The 17,939-nt window shown below is 40.7% G+C and carries 21 protein-coding genes; 3 read left to right on the top strand and 18 right to left on the bottom strand.

Annotated features, from left to right (window positions below):
* Positions 1-46: 46 nt before the first annotated feature.
* The 5 genes from CS931_RS00605 to CS931_RS00585 are packed head-to-tail and all read right to left on the bottom strand — an operon-like array spanning position 47 to position 3,680.
* Entirely contained in the window at positions 47-310 is a 264-nt protein-coding gene (locus tag CS931_RS00605) for a TIGR03905 family TSCPD domain-containing protein (RefSeq protein WP_099203825.1), read from the bottom strand.
* Positions 294-1,142 carry a PHP domain-containing protein gene (locus CS931_RS00600; protein WP_099203824.1) on the bottom strand — a complete coding sequence of 283 codons (849 nt, stop codon included), beginning with the start codon at positions 1,140-1,142 and terminating at the stop codon, positions 294-296. Before CS931_RS00600 ends, CS931_RS00605 begins: the two co-directional genes overlap by 17 nt.
* An 8-nt stretch (positions 1,143-1,150) precedes the next feature.
* Entirely contained in the window at positions 1,151-2,020 is an 870-nt protein-coding gene (locus CS931_RS00595) for an ABC transporter permease family protein (RefSeq protein ID WP_099203823.1), read from the bottom strand.
* Positions 2,013-3,047, bottom strand: a complete 1,035-nt coding sequence (locus CS931_RS00590) for an ABC transporter ATP-binding protein (protein WP_099203822.1) — start codon at positions 3,045-3,047, stop codon at positions 2,013-2,015. The genes CS931_RS00595 and CS931_RS00590 overlap by 8 nt, the downstream gene beginning before the upstream one ends.
* A gap of 45 nt (positions 3,048-3,092) precedes the next feature.
* Positions 3,093-3,680 (bottom strand): HD domain-containing protein, encoded by a 588-nt coding sequence (locus CS931_RS00585; protein ID WP_099203821.1) that lies wholly within the window; start codon positions 3,678-3,680, stop codon positions 3,093-3,095.
* 364 nt (positions 3,681-4,044) lie between these two features.
* On the opposite strand from CS931_RS00585, the gene CS931_RS00580 reads away from it, so the two are divergent.
* Positions 4,045-5,526, top strand: coding sequence for an O-antigen ligase family protein (locus CS931_RS00580; RefSeq protein WP_159459701.1), 1,482 nt, complete (start codon positions 4,045-4,047; stop codon positions 5,524-5,526).
* 104 nt (positions 5,527-5,630) lie between these two features.
* Positions 5,631-6,689, top strand: a complete 1,059-nt coding sequence (locus tag CS931_RS00575) for a LacI family DNA-binding transcriptional regulator (RefSeq protein ID WP_099203819.1) — start codon at positions 5,631-5,633, stop codon at positions 6,687-6,689.
* A gap of 62 nt (positions 6,690-6,751) precedes the next feature.
* Here the strand turns inward: CS931_RS00575 and CS931_RS00570 are convergent, their stop codons facing one another.
* The 13 genes from CS931_RS00570 to CS931_RS00510 all read right to left on the bottom strand — a co-directional run bounded on the left by CS931_RS00570 (position 6,752) and on the right by CS931_RS00510 (position 15,548).
* On the bottom strand, positions 6,752-7,627 hold the full coding sequence (locus tag CS931_RS00570) for a polyprenyl synthetase family protein (protein ID WP_099203818.1): 876 nt from the start codon (positions 7,625-7,627) through the stop codon (positions 6,752-6,754).
* The gene (gene xseB / locus CS931_RS00565; protein WP_099203817.1) at positions 7,620-7,838 is read right to left on the bottom strand and encodes an exodeoxyribonuclease VII small subunit; all 219 of its coding nucleotides are present in this window, start codon (positions 7,836-7,838) and stop codon (positions 7,620-7,622) included. The genes CS931_RS00570 and xseB overlap by 8 nt, the downstream gene beginning before the upstream one ends.
* Positions 7,839-9,053, bottom strand: coding sequence for an exodeoxyribonuclease VII large subunit (gene xseA, locus CS931_RS00560; RefSeq protein ID WP_099203816.1), 1,215 nt, complete (start codon positions 9,051-9,053; stop codon positions 7,839-7,841).
* A complete protein-coding gene (locus tag CS931_RS00555; RefSeq protein WP_099203815.1) occupies positions 9,050-9,988 on the bottom strand; it encodes a Kae1-like domain-containing protein in 939 nt (312 codons plus the stop codon). The genes xseA and CS931_RS00555 overlap by 4 nt, the downstream gene beginning before the upstream one ends.
* Complete coding sequence (gene nusB / locus CS931_RS00550; RefSeq protein WP_159459700.1) at positions 9,972-10,517, bottom strand: transcription antitermination factor NusB; 546 nt, start codon at positions 10,515-10,517, stop codon at positions 9,972-9,974. Before nusB ends, CS931_RS00555 begins: the two co-directional genes overlap by 17 nt.
* Positions 10,518-10,670: 153 nt before the next feature.
* Positions 10,671-11,231 (bottom strand): SpoIIIAH-like family protein, encoded by a 561-nt coding sequence (locus tag CS931_RS00545; protein ID WP_099203813.1) that lies wholly within the window; start codon positions 11,229-11,231, stop codon positions 10,671-10,673.
* Between the two features lie 18 nt (positions 11,232-11,249).
* A complete protein-coding gene (locus tag CS931_RS00540) occupies positions 11,250-11,828 on the bottom strand; it encodes a SpoIIIAG-related protein (protein ID WP_099203812.1) in 579 nt (192 codons plus the stop codon).
* The gene (locus CS931_RS00535) at positions 11,818-12,285 is read right to left on the bottom strand and encodes a hypothetical protein (protein ID WP_099203811.1); all 468 of its coding nucleotides are present in this window, start codon (positions 12,283-12,285) and stop codon (positions 11,818-11,820) included. Before CS931_RS00535 ends, CS931_RS00540 begins: the two co-directional genes overlap by 11 nt.
* Positions 12,282-13,409: a stage III sporulation protein AE gene (locus CS931_RS00530; protein ID WP_159459699.1), complete on the bottom strand. Its 1,128-nt coding sequence runs from the start codon at positions 13,407-13,409 to the stop codon at positions 12,282-12,284. Before CS931_RS00530 ends, CS931_RS00535 begins: the two co-directional genes overlap by 4 nt.
* Positions 13,410-13,472: 63 nt before the next feature.
* On the bottom strand, positions 13,473-13,862 hold the full coding sequence (locus CS931_RS00525) for a SpoIIIAC/SpoIIIAD family protein (RefSeq protein WP_099203809.1): 390 nt from the start codon (positions 13,860-13,862) through the stop codon (positions 13,473-13,475).
* A 5-nt stretch (positions 13,863-13,867) separates the two neighbouring features.
* A complete protein-coding gene (spoIIIAC, locus tag CS931_RS00520) occupies positions 13,868-14,062 on the bottom strand; it encodes a stage III sporulation protein AC (protein ID WP_099203808.1) in 195 nt (64 codons plus the stop codon).
* Between the two features lie 96 nt (positions 14,063-14,158).
* Complete coding sequence (locus CS931_RS00515; protein ID WP_099203807.1) at positions 14,159-14,620, bottom strand: stage III sporulation protein AB; 462 nt, start codon at positions 14,618-14,620, stop codon at positions 14,159-14,161.
* Positions 14,565-15,548 (bottom strand): AAA ATPase domain-containing protein, encoded by a 984-nt coding sequence (locus tag CS931_RS00510; RefSeq protein ID WP_099203806.1) that lies wholly within the window; start codon positions 15,546-15,548, stop codon positions 14,565-14,567. Before CS931_RS00510 ends, CS931_RS00515 begins: the two co-directional genes overlap by 56 nt.
* Before the next feature lie 426 nt (positions 15,549-15,974).
* Here CS931_RS00510 and CS931_RS00505 point away from each other — a divergent pair, with 426 nt between their 5' ends.
* Positions 15,975-17,879 (top strand): sigma 54-interacting transcriptional regulator, encoded by a 1,905-nt coding sequence (locus CS931_RS00505; RefSeq protein ID WP_099203805.1) that lies wholly within the window; start codon positions 15,975-15,977, stop codon positions 17,877-17,879.
* Positions 17,880-17,939 lie beyond the last annotated feature (60 nt).

Here is a 17,939-nt window from a genome sequence, read left to right as displayed (position 1 = left end):
ACGGCTCACTTCTCCTCGTTAAACACACTATTTCAAATCTTGAAATTTACTGTTCTGTCTGTTCTTCCTCCAAAACTTTTTCTAAGGCTTTGGCAAGTTGTGCGGGACAAGACGTGTTTCGGGGGCCGCAAGTAATATCTTTGCAGCGCTCAATATAATCAGATGCTTTCATGCCTATTGCCAAAGCAGAAATCCCCTGACTATTCCCATTACATCCGCCGTTAAACTTCACTGCTTTGATAATCCCATCTTCCACTTCTATTTCAATTGTTCTGGCACAAACACCAGATGGTTTATATACTGTTTTCATTTTCTTTTCCCAACTTTCTATTTGCTAAGCGAACATATTCATTTTCAGGTGTCAGAAAACTGCCTATCGCATGCTTTCTGCCTCCATAGCTGCCATGAAAATCAGTTCCGCCGGTCATGATTTTATCATAATGCCTACAAAGATTTTGTATTATGGCTTTATCTTCTTCTGTGTTTTTAGGGTGATAGCACTCTGCTCCTACCAACAAATTTTTTTCCAGCAATTCTTCCAGTAATTCCAAGCTCTTGTATTCTCCCGGATGTGCCATAACTGCCAAACCGCCTGCTTCTTGAATCTTCTCGAGCACGGTCAAGACATCTGGATATTCCACTTTCGTTCGGGCTATGCCATCTGAACCAAAAAGATATCGAAAAACATCACCAAACATGCTATCTGCATAGCCAGCATCCATCAGCGCATGCATAACATGCTGTTTATAAATTGTTTCAGATTCGCCTCTGCGTGCCCAAATCATTTCTTCTGGAATGCGATAAGCCTTGCCAATTTGCGGTAAAACCGCGAGCATAGCTTTCATTCTGTTCTGCGTCGTTTTTCTGAGAATTTCTTCCAATACTAAGGGCTTTTGGGGATAATAGCAAAGAATATGCACTTTGCGTTTTCTTGTATAGTCAAGGGTCGAAATTTCTGTGCCTGGCACAATCGTGATTCCTTTTGCCGCTGCTAATCTTTGCGCTTGCTTTGCTCCTGAAAAAGTGTCATGATCTGTGACCGCTAAAACGTCAAGTCCTCTGCAAACCGCCATATCAAGTATCTCAGATACGTTAACAGAGCCATCTGACAATGTGCTGTGACAATGCAAATCAATTTTCATCTTACTTCTCACTTTTTTGTATTGGAAAGTTCAAATTCTTTCAAAAGCTGTTCTTCTGGTGTAAAACGCCGCCAAGCAAGATTAAACAAAACTATGTCTGCCACAAACAGCAGCAATGTAATTGCTAAAAGAAGTTGTAGTGAAATAACATATACCCCTGCCATTTGCAATATATAGAAGATGGCGATTATGAGAATAAAATAGCCCATAGTCTTGAGAGATTCTTTTACGGAATGAATTTTTGTGAGTTTTAGCGTGACAAAAATCACACATAAAACTGACAAAGCAGGCATAATGCCCAACACAAGAAGCAACCAGTTCGGCGTAAAGAAAAAGGGAGTCCACAACAAAACGTTACCAATAGAAGCCGTCACAGAAAAAATCACAAAAGATATTAATGAAATCACTATCGAAATCAGCACACTGCCTGAAACCTTGGCATTAAAAATTTCTCTAGGTGAGGCAGAAGACAACATCAAAGTCTCCAATGTTCCATTTTCTGCATCTGTCACAAATGTGCTTGAAGCTGCTGCAATAGACGCTATGATAGGAATAGAAAGATAGAATATCGGACAAATGAGTGTCACAAAAGCATGTGACATTGTCTGACGATAATCTAAATCTACCGAGCTAGAAAGCAAAGCTTTCAGCGTACTTGGCACAGTTGCCTGTGTATTGACATCTGACAGCATAATAATAAGAAAAAAAGCTACCGGAATCAACGCAGCCATGACAATCGGCAAAAATATTAGCATAAAACGCATACCTTTACTATTCCAAATGTGCGCGAAATCATTACGCATAACCTTGCTTTCTGCTGATGACAAAACATTAAGTTTAGAGGCAAACGTGGCTTTTTTTTCTGATTTCTCACTCAATACTGTCGTCTCCTGCTTGCTCAAGCTCTTGCTGCGGGTTGGTTTCTGCTTCTGAGAAAGATTCTTCCCACTGCTCTGCCTCGTCAAATTCGCTGAATTCTTCATGTAACTCACCTACCTTTGCTTCCAAGTATTTTCCTGAAATAAATGATTCGCTGATTTGCTTCAGCGAAGGCCTTTTTACTTTTGCTTCATATATTTTACACCCATGTGCAATCGCATCCGCAATAATTTGAGGCATATCGTCCTCTTTTTCAATCGCTTTTCGCCAAATACCGTCATGGTGTTCAAATCCTATCGGCAAAAGAGAATCCATGGTAATGCGCATTTCAGCTTCATATTGAAGCCCGCTGGAGAAGCGCAGTTCTTCAAAATCTCCCTTTGCAATTAATCTTGCCTCTTTCATAATACCGAGCTGCGTACAAATCATTTCAGCGTGTTCAGGATATCTCGTACAAATAAGTGAGGTCACACCTTCTTGCGTTCTCATATGCTCCATCATATATTGTACAGATTCTGTCGTCTCTCTGTCCATCTCCATGGTTGGTTCATCCAATAGCAAAACTTTTGGGCTATGCACCAACGCTCTTGCTATATGCGCTCTTTGCATAGCATTGGTTGGGATGAGCTCCACCTTTGTGTCTCGATATTGCCAGATATCCAAATTATGCAGCAAAAAAGAAATTCGGTCAATCGCATCATCCGCGTCAATTTCATTTAAGTTGGCGAAAAAACGCAAATTTTCGTCCACTGTCATATGGTTGTAAAGTTTGGCTGTTTCTGTTACAACGCCCGTCATTTTGTGTAATTTTGCAATATCCATTTTGGGCGACAACCCTAAAATGGAACACTCCCCTTCTGTTTGCATACTAAGTCCGGCTAAAATGCGCAGAAACGCCGTTTTGCCACTATTGGCTGGTCCTAAAAGTCCAAAGGTTTCACCCTCTGGGATTTGGATGGTAAAATCAGAAAGTATTTTTTTATCGCCATAAACTTTTGATAGTTGATATGCAGAAATCACTGCCATATTGATATTCCTTTCATCTCTGCTGCAAGCCAAACAGAAAAGTTTTTATCTTGCTTGTGAAGTTCCTTTTTCCACTAAATAGGTAGCTTCTAAATCTGCTAAATGCATTTTCGCTGCCAAAGGATATTGATAGAAGGCATTTCCCATAGCAAAACTTCCACCCCGCACTGAATCATCAAAGCCGCCCATATGCCATCGAATTGCCATGGCTTCAGCCGGTTTTAGACGGATAAATCTCTCAATCAAGAACACCGATTTTTCTCCGTGCCCATAAGGGAAAGCATCATCTACCGTATAAAAAGGCTTCTTTTCCCATTGGCCTGTTTCTTCATTTTTCACATTTCTGGTTGATATTTTATAAAATTGAGCCTTGCATACGTCATGTAACAATCCACACAGCGCAAAACTTTCTTCGCTGTCGTTCTCTTCAAAATATTTTTCACGCAAAACTTTATAAACATTTAAACTGTGCATGACTAAACCATGCTCACAGGCACAATGAAATTTTGTGCTGGCAGGAGCCGTGAAAAAATCTGTATTCTGCAACCAGGCCAAAAATTTTTCGGCACCTTCGCGCTTCACGCAAGTTTCAAAAATCTGACAAAATTCTTGTTTTGCTGAGACATCTGCCATCAGGTTCCCCCTCCTTTAGATAAAAATCTTTTTCCTATTAATATCTATCATTCTTTATCGAATTTTCTCGTCTATGTTTTTTTAATAGTATCATGAATCGATGTTTTTTTCAAATCGAATTCATGAAATGTAAGAAAGAAAAAAGAAAAATTTTAAATCAAGATAGAACCTCAATAATTTTAACCAGCTTTTCTTATTTCATCCGAATTCGACACCATATAAGCATTCGGTTGTTTATCCGCTAATAGTATGGTACAATAGAAACTAATCAGCTGGATTCTATTGTCAGCGCAATTTATGATATCATATATAAAAGTATGCTGGCTACTATCCAGCAATCAAATAAAAAATGACAGGTGAATTTATGCAACTGGACACTTCATTATCCAAGCACAAACTTTCTGTTCTAATCCCAGAAGTTATGGCGGCCTTTTTTATTTTGCAACCTATTTTGGAGATTATTTCTTTTTGCAGCAATAATGACTTATTTCCTTTTAGAGTCATTTTGCTTGTGCTCATCAGTGCTTTTGGCTTTTTGATTGCCGATAATAAAAAGCCTTATTTCTTGCTTTATTCTGTTGTTACTGTCTTTTGGTTTCTACATAGTTTAAACTCTTTTCGTTTAGGATATCAGTACCAAATGACAGATTTTGCAGAATATCTAAAACTTCTTCAATTTCCACTTTTGACTTTTTCTTTCATTACTTTTTTCCAGCAAACAAAAGGACTTTCTTCTGCTTTATATGGCGTGTTAACTGCTAACTTTGTTATTACGCTTGTGAGCACAGTCTTGGCCAGCATTACAAGAACATCGGGCTATACGCATACTGACCTCTCTTTGGGAACAATTGGTTGGTCGGCTTCGGGTCATATGCAAAGTATTATTTTGTCTGTTCTGAGTATGGCTGTTTTGCTTTGGGTTTTGAAATTAGACCATCTGCCCTTATTTTTTCTTTCTGTCTTTCTCACTTTTGGTATGCTCTATTTAACAGGCACTCGAGCAGCTTTTTATGCAGCTATTTTGATTGCTCTCTTCTTTGCCGGCCTCATCGCTTGGCAGCATTTGCACTATGTTTATATCGCTCCCCTCCTATTGGCAATCATTTTACTTTTTGCTCTGCGAGCTGTTTCGCCGCTGCAAAAGATTCAAGTTCAAAAAGAAGAGGTCTTTTCAGCCTATCAGGAAAAGACAGCTGCTGCTTTAAGCGATGTCAATTCTTCTGAACTAAAGAAGCCAAAGAAAATGACCGAAGAAACCAAATCAAAAATCATAACTGTTTATAACAATTATTATGCTGACAACACTCTTTTAGGCAGCCTTATTCAAAAATATGGCGCAGAAAAAGTGGCAGAAGCCTATCAGTACACCACAGACGCAAAGAAACTATTAGATGAAAGCCTCAAAAAATCCATATCGATTCAACTGGCACGTCGTGAATATGATTTCTTTTCTAAGCTTCTCGGAACTGGCTATGAAGAGAATGAGGTGACCTTACAAACTATTCCCGCTAAGAATGATTTTTCTTCTCTGTTTTACCATTACGGCTATCTCGGAGGCATTGCTTACACGGCCTTCCTCCTCTATTTTGTATGGCTGTCGATAAGGCAAGTGGCTGAACTTTTCCCTAAATCACCAAGTGCTGCCTTTCTTGCGGCCTTTGGGATATTTGCCCTTTTATTGCTGTTGTCTCTATTTTCAGGGGGCGTATTCAACAGAATGAACGCTAGTGTTTATCTCTCTTTCGCCTGTGCAACAATTTATTGTCATTGCTTCTTTCAATCGTCACAAACAAGCCGAAATTTTAAATACACCAAAAAATCAGTCGTTACCATCAAAAGATTATAAAGATTCTTAAAGTTTTCTTGCTTTTTTATCTTCTAGGGTATACTATGGTATTTATAAATTTATAAACATCACTTGGATGTTTATCCTTAGGAGGAAAATGAATCGTGAAAGCGAAAGATCTTGCCCACAAACTCAATGTATCTCCTGCCACGATTTCGCTTGTACTCAACAACAAACCTGGAATCAGTGACACCCTGCGCAGTTCTTTAATTGAAAAAATCAAAGATTTAGGCTGTGAGGACATGCTCGTTTCTTCAGATATTCCTACGATTAAACCGGCCACGATACCTTCCAGCAGTCGCCGCCCTGGCATTGCCTATCTTATCTATACAGCCAGCGAAGAAAACAGCGACCGTTTCGCTTTTTATCCGGCTGTTTTAGAAGGTGCTGAAATGGAAGCCCGAGATATTGGCTGTAATCTTTTGGTGTTGCATGTCAGCTGTGACGGCAACCCCCATTTATCCACTCTGCTGAAAGATGCCGGTGCTATCGGTGTTATTATTCAAGCAGATCATATTTCTGAAGCTGTCTTGCAAGATTTATCCATGTTTCAGCTTCCCTATGTTTTTATTGATGCTTATCGCCCAGATGAAAGAGTCAGCAGTGTTTGCATTAATAACGAACAAGGTATTTATTGTGCTGTTCGTTACCTAAAAGATATGGGGCACCATAACTTAGGCTACATATCTAGCGGGAAAGAAAGTGACAGCTCTATCGAACGACGCAGAAGCTTTCACCAGGCGCTGCGTGAATATGGATTGGATGACAATCGCTCTAACTACTATTTTGCTGATGGCGAACATTCCGGTGCTGTTGAAAATCTCAGACGGCAATGGAAGTCGAAAAGTCACCTACCCTCTGCCTTTATTACAGAGAATGATATGGTTGCTTGGCGTGCAATGACAGCCCTCACCAAATGTGGATATCGAGTGCCTGATGATGTCTCTATTATCGGTTTTGACGACCGTGCCATTTGCACGATGACAGAGCCTAAACTGACTTCTATCCGAAATTTCAGACACTTAATGGGGCGACAAGCCGTGACGATGATTCAAAACAAACTAGAGCTTGCTCAAAAGCTTAATATTCTGGATGCCCCCATTAAACTTGAAATGCCAACTGAGCTTATTACTCGTGAGAGCGTAAAAAAAATAAAAGCGTAAAATAAAATAGAAACAGCTGTCTGCAAGAGATTCCTTACAGACAGCTGTTTTTTTACCTTTAATTAATGGCGACGCTTGCTAAGATTCTCCGCCAACTCTTTGAGGTAATTTGCTTTTTCACCGGCAAAATTCAGTGCATGAATAGCTTGCTCCGTGTAGCTTTTTACCAACGCTTTGGCTTGCTCTAATCCCAACAACGAAACATAATTTTTCTTCTGATTGGCTTGGTCTGCTCCCACAGACTTTCCTAGCTCTTCTTTGCTGCCAATTACATCCAAAATATCGTCTTGAATTTGAAAAGCCATTCCAATACCCTCTGCATACGCCAAGGCCGCTTTCTGAACGGTTTCATCAGCGCCCGCAGCAACGCAGCCCATTTGACAAGCCGCTGAAATCAAGGCAACTGTTTTGCCCATATCCATTTGCTTCAGTGTCTCCATGGTTAATTCTTGCTGAGAAGACTGCAAGTCAATACACTGACCGCCAATCATACCGGCAGCTCCCGAAAATCTGGCCAAAATCTCGGCAGCAGCCACTCTCTTTTCTGCAGAAAGATTGGCCGACATCACTAGCTCAAATGCTTTTGTCAGTAAAGCATCTCCAGCGAGAAGCGCAATTGCTTCACCATATACAATATGATTGCACGCCTTGCCACGGCGAAGCACATCATTGTCCATACAAGGTAGGTCATCATGAATTAACGAATAGGTATGCACCATTTCGATTGCACAAGCAAAATCAACAGCACTTTGTGCATCTCCATCACACAGTTCGCAAAACGCAAGTGTAAGAATAGGGCGAATCCGTTTACCGCTGTTTAAAAGGCTATATCGCATAGAAGTTATCAAAGCCTGACGAGGGTCGGTTTCCTGTGCGCGAGGCAAATGCTTGGCAATAGCCTCTTCGATATACATCATGAATTCTTCTGTCTTATTCATTCTCTTCTCCATTGAGAAACTCCTTTGAAAACTCAGTTACCTTCTGCTGTGCTTGATTCAGCTTTTCATAGCACGCTGCAGACAGTTTGGCACCCTCTTCATATAATGAAAGCGAGCTGTCAAGCGTTTCTTCTCCGCTTTCCAGTTTTTGGATAATCTCTTCCAAACGCTTTATGTTCTCTTCAAAGCTTACTTGTTTTTTGGCAGCCATTTAGTTCTCCTTTCCCAATTGCATTTCTTCTACTTTAGTTCGAATCATTCCATCTGATAATCGAACAGCTAGTGTGTCTCCCACAACAACTTGATTGACACTTCTAACAATTTCTCCCGGTTTCTTTTGCGCCACAGCATATCCTCTTAGCAACACCTTAAGCGGACTTAGTGAATCTAATTTTGCTATTTGATATTCCACTTGTCTGGCATTTTCTGTTATTTTATTCTTTACCAAATTTTGTAACTTATCCGTCATCTCAGCAAGCTTTTGCTTAGATGGCATTAAAACTCTATCTGCTTCTTTCAGCACTGATTTTTCCAATAAAAAATCTAGGCTCTGTTTGCCATATTCTACCCTGCGTTGTGCTTGCACACAGAAATAGTTATGATAAGAGGCTATTTCTGCTAGAATTTTTTGTCCATCCGGTGTGCAAAGCTCGGCGGCGGCACTGGGCGTAGGCGCTCTCAAATCGGAGGCAAAATCGGCAATGGTAAAATCAGTTTCGTGGCCGACTGCCGAAATAACAGGAGTGTGACAGGCGAAAATAGTTCGAGCGAGCTGTTCGTCATTAAATGCCTGCAAATCCTCATAAGAACCGCCGCCTCTGCCGATGATTATCACATCACAGTTTACCGTATCCATGTCACGCAAAGCCTGTGTCAATTGGGCAGGAGCTGTTTCACCTTGCACTTGAACGGGATGAAAAACCACTTCACCCAACGGCCAACGGCGACCTAAAATCTGCAATATATCCTGCACAGCTGCCCCTGTCGGAGAAGTAATCACTCCGATTTTTTTAGGGTAAGGCGGCAACGGTTTCTTGTTTTCTTCCGCAAAAATGCCCTCTGCTCCTAGCTTTTCTTTTAGCTGTTCAAAGGCCATGGCCAGTGCGCCGATTCCCTCTGGCTGCATACTCTGCACCACCATTTGATATTGACCACTCGGCTCATAAACGGAAATCCTGCCTCTGACAATTACTTTCATGCCACTGGTGGGGTGAAATTTCAAGCGAGAGGCCGCCGAAGAAAACATGACCACTTTTATTACAGACTTTTCATCCTTCAAGGAAAAATACAGGTGACCTGAACGGTAATGATCCGTAAAGTTTGAGATTTCTCCCGTTAGAAAGAAATCATTCAGCCGTCCATCACCTTCAATCAGCGACTTAATAAATGTATTCGCCTGCGAAACCGTCAATACTGATGAAATCATCTCTTCCTCCCTTGATAATGGGCTAAAACAGCAATGCCGGCAGCGTTATCTGCCGAAAAAACGGGTTCTGCAAATAATGCACCAAATTTTTCTGTCAAACTCTTGCGAATGATAGAATTGGAACATACTCCGCCTGAAAAAAGAATCGGCAGACTTTGATATTCTTTTTGGAGGGCAAGTGCCATTTTTTCAAGCGTTGCCCGCACTGCTTCTAACACATAAGCCGCAATCTTCTCTTTTGGCTCTTGTCTAGCAAACATAGCTTCACATTGATTTTGCACGCCTGACAACGAAGAATCAGCCCCTTTCATGGAGGGGCGAAACGAAAGCTTATCTTCCCAAAGCAAGGCAAGTTGTTCAAGCTTTGGACCGCACGGGAAATCAAGGCCCAACATGACACCGATTCTATCAATAAGCTGACCGGCTTTTAAATCTAACGACTGCGCCACGATTTTTGCCTGAGGTAAGTTATTTTCATCAGGATTTACCAAAACAGCCTCTGTTGTGCCACCTGACACATGAAAAGCCAGAAAAGTTTGACTAAGCAAATCCAATCGCTCGGCCGAAAAGAGCGCCGCCGCAATATGCCCTTGCTGATGAGAAAAGCGATATACTGGGACGTGTAAAGCTTGTCCTAACACTTCAGCTATACTAACACCCACCATAAAGCAAGGCATATAAGAATCGGCAAGACTTCTCGGTCTGTCAGAAACACCAATGGCTTCAACAATTATATTTTGCTCCCACAATGGTGCCATGACCTCTTCTATCTGCTTTACATGAGAGAAAACCGCATCACTTTGCCGCAAACCTTTTTCACCTTTGGCAACAGGCAGCAGCCTTTTACTTTGCTGAATAACTTCACCATCATACATAGCCGCTGATGTTGTATAGTTGCTGGTATCAATTCCCAAAAAATTATTCGTGTTCTTCATCTTGCCCATCTTCACTTTTTTCGGCTGTTTCTGATGCTTCTTGTATTTCTTCTTTTTCTGTTCCTTCTATTTGTTCTGTTTCTGCTGTTTCTTTTGCCTCTTCAGCGTCTTCTATCGCTGCTGTTTCTTTTTGGCTTTCTTTGTTTTTGGCAATACTTGAAAGCACGCCGTTTACATAGGCAGCATCTTTTTCTCCCGCATAAACTTTAGCCAATTCAACAGCTTCATTGATAGCAACACTCAAAGGAGTATCACTTTCAAAATAAATTTCATAGGCTGATAAGCGCAAAACCGCCAAAGTAACTTTAGAGATTCTTCTCATATTCCAGCCTTTTAGGTTTTCTTCAATTAAACGGTCTAATTCTTCTAAATGCGCTTCAGCACCAAAAGCGAGTTTCTTGGTAAACGTGTTAATCTGCAAATCTCTGGCATCAGCAGCATCTTCTAAAATTTCTTGTGTGCTTTTATTTTGAATAACCTGCTCAAACAGAATAAAAAATGCTTGTTCTCTAGCTTCTTTCCTTGTCAAAATATCACCTCTTTCAAAATATCGGTGGACAAAAATGCTTTGTAAATATAAAAAAGCCCGCCACACGGCGAGCTAAAAAAATCCATTGGTACAATATCCGCATTTTTCAAGCTTCACCACGGTTATTATACCAATGTTTTTCGGTTTAAACAACTACTTTGTGCCAATAATATTGATTTTATCTGCAGAAAGTCCTGTTTGTGTCATTACAACTTCTTGAATGACGATTGTGTCGGTTTCTGTAATCTCTGTACTGACCACAACATTGCACTCACCATTGTTTATGTAAGCGATACAATCTGTATACCCTTTGGCAATCAGTAAGCTTTCAACATTGGTTTCTTCCATTATGTTTTGTGCAATTGCAGAAGCCTGCACAGTAGCTGTTTCTTTGGCCTCTCCGTCAGCGTCAGCATCCACTAGCACCTTGTCGATGATTTCCATAGCTGAATCACGTGAATTCTCTCTGGAGACCCTTGCCTGTGCAATGGTTGTGCTGGCAGTTGCTGTTTGCGGCTGTGTTAAATCGTCGCTCACTGTTTCTTGATAGACATTGTTCACAAGCTGTGCTGCGCCCAGTCTGCTAGTTGTGTCGTCTGCTTTGCCGTCTACCGGCAAAATGTTATCGCCCCCAAGCTGCCATGTCAGATAGACCGCGGCGCCGAGTGCCAACACCATAGATGCCAATACGAGCTGTTTTCTTTTGAATTTCATGAAAAATCCCTCCGTAGTTTATTTTGCGTTTACCACGCAGATTTTGGATGAAGAAACATTCATCGCTGTTTTTGCTGCCCCTATAATTTTTTCTTGCATAAAAACATCATTTGCATATTTGCTTACAATCACCACTCCCTTTATTTTGGGTTGAATTTCACTGACTTTAATGGCTTGCTGATTGCCTTGTGCATCTTTTGTAATCACATAGACGCTTTCTTTCTCTTCTTTTGATTCTGTTTGCGTTCTTTGCCCTCCATCATATTGCTCTGTTTCATCCAGTTTATGCTTTTCATCCACCGCATAGACTGCCTCTCCCATTGTTTCTAGGGTTATCATAACTGTGGGATTTTCTTCTCCGGTAATGGCAGAAACAATACGAAGTAGTTTCGCTTCTAGCTTTTGTTCATATTCCTCGGCTGTAAATACGACTTCTGTATCTGTTTTCTTTTCCTTATCCACCTTTTTGTCCGATGAAAGCAGAGTGGATAGGTAAATGAGAACAATCCCCAAAAGTCCCATGACAATGATAGCGCCCCGAAGCTTATCTTTTTTCAGCAGCTCTGTCAACTTGCCCATTTGCTTTTTAACTTCCATTCGCTGTTACCTCCACCTCAAATTCGTTTCCGACGGTGTTTTGCAGCAAGGCTCGTGCACGTTCTTTGTCACTTGCATAACGGGTTGTCACACTTACCTTTTCTATTAATATGCTGCCGTCTGCCGTTATATCTGTAAAAATCTCAATTTTTTCTGATTCAATTTGAATTGTTTGCAAAAGACCTGTTATATACTGTGAAATTTCTTGCTGTGCAGCAGATTCATATTGCCCATTGACGTATTCTTCCAGCTCTTCATTTTGAGAATAGTCTTCTGCCAATGTCGCTAGTTCAAAATCTTTTCCTGCCCATGTGCTAACCACTGAAATTAAAATTACGGTGACCATCAATGAGCGCACAAAACCCATCATCTTATTTTGCGGCACAATCTTGCTGATTAATTCTGTAGCTACCAACATTACACAAACCGTTAGAATCGTTCCCTTTATCTCATTCATGTGCCCACCGCTTTCACTGAAATCACAATTGAAGCACTGACGATGCACACGGCGCACACGCTGACGAGAACGGCTATCATCATTTTAATCACTGAACCGCAAGAAGCCAAAAACCGACTGATTTCTTTGGCTTCAAATAAATCGGCTGTAATTTCTCCAATACCGGCTACAAAAGACCACAGTATAATTTCTATTAGCAGCGGTAAAAAAATCATGAGGGATGTTAAAATACCGAATGCACCCACGCCTGACTTCACCATACTGACACTGGACAAAAGCACCGAGACCGAATCACCAATAGCTCCTCCCACCACCGGAATAGCCGATGAAACCAACAACTTTGCTGCCTTGCCTGACATACCATCTAAATGAGAACCAATCACTGTCTGCAAAGAAAGTGCCCCTGTAAAAAGTGTAACGGCCACCACCAAAGCCCATTTAGTAAATTTATATAAACTCTCTCCCATTTTATGAAACTTTATTTCTGACACAGACGAAACAATGGCCAATGCCAAAAATATATTGAGCAGAGGAATAATAACTGCTGATGATAGAACCGGAATTGCGTTGCCTGCCGCTAATGTTACCGCTGTATATGACGCTCCTGTTTTTACATTGCCCGAAGCCATCAGCAACCCTGCATACACCGGTACACTGGTCAACAAAAATACTGAAGCTGTATCCACCACAGTTTTAAGTGAAGAAATCAAGCGAATAATCGGCACAATAATGATTCCTGCTGCTGTGACAGCGCTAAGCATTGAAACAGTCTGACTAACACCATCATTTTCAAAGCTTTCTGCTAAACGACAAATCATCACTACCACTAAAATGGCTAAAATTGCTTTTATGGGCGCAGACATATTTTCTTGCAGCATTTTTGAAACTGCTTGCAGCAGCCTCTCAAAGCTCATGTCTTCTCCTACACTAGAAGAATGAATACCCGCTGCTCCTAAGTTTTCTTTTACATCTTCTTCCAAACTGTCATACATCTCAGCAGCACCGCTTTTTTCAATTAGATTCTCCTGTACCTCTTCCCCCTTTATTTCTTCAGCATATACAGTTTGACAAGAACAAAAAAACAGAATCAGTATTACGAAAATCCCAGCCACTTTTTTCTTCATGTTGATGACCATCCTTTTGCCGCAACAATTTTGCATTTTAGCAATCCTTTTAAATCTTGTGTGTTACACGGACAGAATCTGATGAATATAGGACAAAATAGCCGTTATAATTGGCAGGCAAAGAATCAAAATGGATATACGCCCTGCCAATTCAACTGAATACGATAAAGCTTTTTGCCCGCTGTCTTTGCAGATATTGGATGTCACCTGTGTCAAAATAGTGATTCCCACACTCTTCAGCAAAACAGGTATATACTCTACTCCAAATAGATCAGCATCGGCCAGCCTTTGAATTTCTTCTATTAATGGCATGGTTTTTTCTAAAACAAGCATTAAAATCATAATAACGGTTATAAGGGAAAGTAAGGTGGCATACTCCGTGCTATTTTTTTTTAAAAGTGCTGCCATCACCACTGCACAAATGGTAACAGCCGCCACGGCAAAAATGTCCATAGGGCTTATAGATTAAAGATAGACTTAATGGCTTTGAATAAAGCGTCTATCTCATTGATAATCATCATCAGCACCACAATTAATCCGGCCAGCGTTGTCATCAGCCCTTGCTCTTCGCGGCCTGAACGAATCAGCAACTGATTGAGTACCGCCACAATAATACCGATGGCCGCTATTTTAAAAATTAAATCAATTTCCATTTTTATACCATCCTTTTCCGAAGAAGTGCTTTCCTCCGGTGTTCTCTTACTCCGTTATGAGATTCATTTCTATGGCTCTACCGTCTATGTAATCCGCTAAATCACCAACATACAGATTGTCACCGCACTAAACCCGCCCAGCGCCATATATAGCCGAGATTTTTGCAGTACTTCTGTTTTAGCTTCTTGCAAGTTGGCATTTACCAGTCCGGTATATAATTCAATATGCTCTAATTGTCCCTCTGTGTGAGAAACACCGAGCTCTGCTGTAAAGTCACGATATAAACTTTGATCTTTTGACGAAGTTAAAATTTCTTCTCCGGCTTTTTTCATAGCCAAGGTTGGATTCATCAAAAACTCTGGCTTTAAAGCTGCCAATCGGCAGAAAGAGTATTCCTGACAAGCACCAATGAGTTCGCTCATATTTCTTGCTGAAAAGTTGATTTCGGTTTTAAATCTCAGCAGCATTTTTTGCCATTCAAGCAAAGCAGCTTCTCTTTCTCTAAGCTTTGCCGCTTTCATAATTCCAATAATCAAACCGCTGAGTAGAATCATCATCACGCCCAGAATTTTCAAACCATTCACGCACACTTTCTATCTTCAAAATTTCGGTAGGCTGCTCTCTTCCTCTTAAAAATACTAATGTTTCAAAACCGCCGCTTCTCAAAATCTCTTTTAGTGCTTTTCGCCCGTATAAATCTTTTTCGCTGCCATGAAGCGTGGCTATTACAGGCACCCCCGAAAATAGCGCTTGATGAACAGATTCTACTTCTTTATCTGATATTTCATCGCAGATAATCATTTCAGGAGAAAGAGCACGCAGCGCCATAATCAATCCGTCTGCTTTAGGATAGCCTTTTAAAATATCGGCACATGGTCCCAAATCAAAACGCCCGCTAATTTCAGAGCGTTCGTCCAAAACGGCTATTCTCTTCGAACGAGTATGTAATCCATAAGAAAGAGAAACACAGGCATCACGCAAAAATGTTGTTTTTCCGCTAGAGGGTTCGCCTACAATAAGAATACCGGCTGAAAAATCAATGCCAGATTGAAATAATTTGTCGGCGCAGCCTTTCTTTTCTCTGGGAATTCGGAACACTAACGACGAGACATCTTTGATATTTTTAATACTCCCTTTTTCCAGTACAGCTGTCCCACACAAGCCCACACGATAGCCATTGCCGGCAGTAACAAATCCCTCTTTAATCTCATTTTCATGGCTGAACACAGAATGAGAGCAAACCTGAAAAAACACTTCCTTTATATCTTCTTGCCTGCAAATCAGCGTATCTTGTCCAATTTTATGAGATACACCGCCTTTATCATTGACAAAAAGAGTACCTCTTTTGCCTGTCAGCATCAGCGGTTGTCCGCTTTTCAAACGAATGTCATAGGTTTCTGATTTTATCGCGTCCGGCACAAAATATAAAGTTCGCTCAAAGCTCTTGATTAATCTTGCCACTTTGTCAAATTCTTCATTTTCCATTCCTACCAAACCTTTCTTCTTACTGCTTTTCTACTGCGATATATTTATATCTATGCTTGGACATCTATTTTAGAACAAAAACAGTAACAAAAATGAGCTTGTCTGCCTGAAACTAACACGACATACGCTTACTTACCCATAGTGGGTAAGTAATGTTTATTCACTCGGCTTGTCAATTATATCGATTGCCATAAAATTTTTTTGTGGAATGTTTTTACTTTAGAATTCTTATATTTACAGGCAATCCCATTCGTTTTATTTACTTTCACACCTAATTTTGCTATACTTAATGATAAATATAGAACACTAGTAAACACGAAATTTATTCGCTTCTGCCCTTACTTCGCAGAAACATTCGAAAAATAAAGCCGTGCGATCTGAATATAAGATTTAGAAACTTGTAAGATTGCGAAAGGAAAAAATAAAATGGCAAAAGTGGCGATTTTAGTTCCCTACCCTGATATGCGGGATATGATTCACCCGCTTATCACACAATATCAGCATATTTCTGTCATGTGTGTGGAATATGTAAAAACAGAAGATATTGGCGAGAGAGCGTATCAATTAAAACAGCAAGGCTGTGAGCTGATTGTGGCACGTGGCTTTCAAGCGATGATTGTCAAACGCTGTGTTGACTTACCCTTAGAAGAAATTCGCATAACAGCTCAAGAACTGGGCTGTTTAATTCTTGAGCTTAGAAAAGAAATTCCACAAGAAGTCCCCAAAATTGCTTTGATCGGTTTTACAAATCTGTTCAGTGATACTTCTCAATTTAACGAGCTTTTCCATATCGACTTATCTCTTTATCTGGTAAACAACAATGAAGAAATGTTGTCCGCTGTGGAGCAGGCCGCTCAAGATGGTATGAACGCTGTTATTGGAGGCCGCATTGTCTGTGAAAAAGCAAGTGTTATGGGTATTAAATCCAAATTCTTATCTTCGGGAGAAGAAAGCTTACGCAATGCTTTAGGTGCCGCTGAGCGAGCCTGCTATGCCATTGACCTTGTCAAGCGCAACAGTGCCGAGATGGATGCGATGTTGAAATATACCTTCAGCGGCATTATGCAGGTCAATAGAACCGGTACTATTTTGCGTGTTAACCGTGCTATGTTTAATTTATTGGAGCATCCGCCCTCAGAAATCTTGGGCAAAGATATTATGGAAATCATTCCGAAACTTGACCGCAAATTATTGGATGCCGCTTTATATGAAAGCAAAGAGGCCTATGCCTTTTTATTGGACATTCATCACAAAACAGTCATTGTCAATATTGCTCCCATTGAGGTGAACGAGGCTGCTGAAGGTGCTATTTTAACCTTTCAAGAAGGCAAACGTATTATTGAAATGGACAGTGAGCTGCGGCGCGAATTATATCAGCGAGGATTCGTGGCGAAAAGCTTTTTTGACACCATCATTTGTGAATCCAAAGAGACATTAGCCTCGGTCAATTTAGCGAAAAGAATCTCTAAATATTCAGCGCCTGTTTTGCTTTTGGGTGAGATGGGCTGCGGCAAAGATATTATGGCACAATGTATTCACAACGAAAGCATGGTCAAGAACAATGCTTTTATTGCCTTAGATTGCAGTGCTTGGACGACCGAAACACTAGACACCATGCTATTCGGAAACTATTATTCTACTAAAAAAGATATGCCCCCCAGCATGGCTGAACTTGCCCAAGACGGCACACTTTATCTTAGCCATGTAGAAGCTCTTTCTCTAGAAATGCAATACAAGCTCTTTTGCTTGATTCAAGGCAAATTCATGCACAACGCTTCAAACCGACCCAGTCTTGCTAATGTGCGTATCATCGTTTCTACCAACTTTAATTTGGTTGTAAAAGTTGAAAAAGGTGAATTTCGCAGTGATTTATACTATGCCCTCAGCGTGCTCAATTTAGAACTATTACCCTTGCGCCGCAGAAGAGAAGACATTTTGGGGTGGACCGATTTTTATCTCAATCAGTGGCAGCAGCAGTACAATCGTTATGTGCACTTGACACAAGGCGCGCGCCATTTTATGGAATCTTACGATTGGCCCGGAAATTTGAGCCAGATAAACAGCCTCTGTGAGCGTATTGTTTTACTGGCGGAGAAACGTAATGTTGATGAAGTGTTTGTGCGCAAACATTTAGAACAAGTTACGCCAAAAGTATTGCAAGGAACAGAAAAAGTGGTTCTTTTCCAAGATAAAAAAGCGGTGCAAATTACCGAACTGCTTCGAAAACACGGTGGCAACCGCGCAAAGGTTGCCGAAGAGCTTGGTGTCAGCAAAACCACACTTTGGCGTTATATTAAAAAATATGACATTTTGTCGGACTATTCTTACTAACAAATCGTGCACACAAAAAACCACCTTGAGGTTTTAAAATTCTCAAAGTGGTTTTTATTT

Origin of the sequence: Scatolibacter rhodanostii (assembly GCF_900197595.1) — a bacterium.
Classification (GTDB): Bacteria; Bacillota; Clostridia; order Oscillospirales; family Acutalibacteraceae; genus Scatolibacter; species Scatolibacter rhodanostii.
This window is presented reverse-complemented; position numbering and strand designations above follow the sequence as displayed.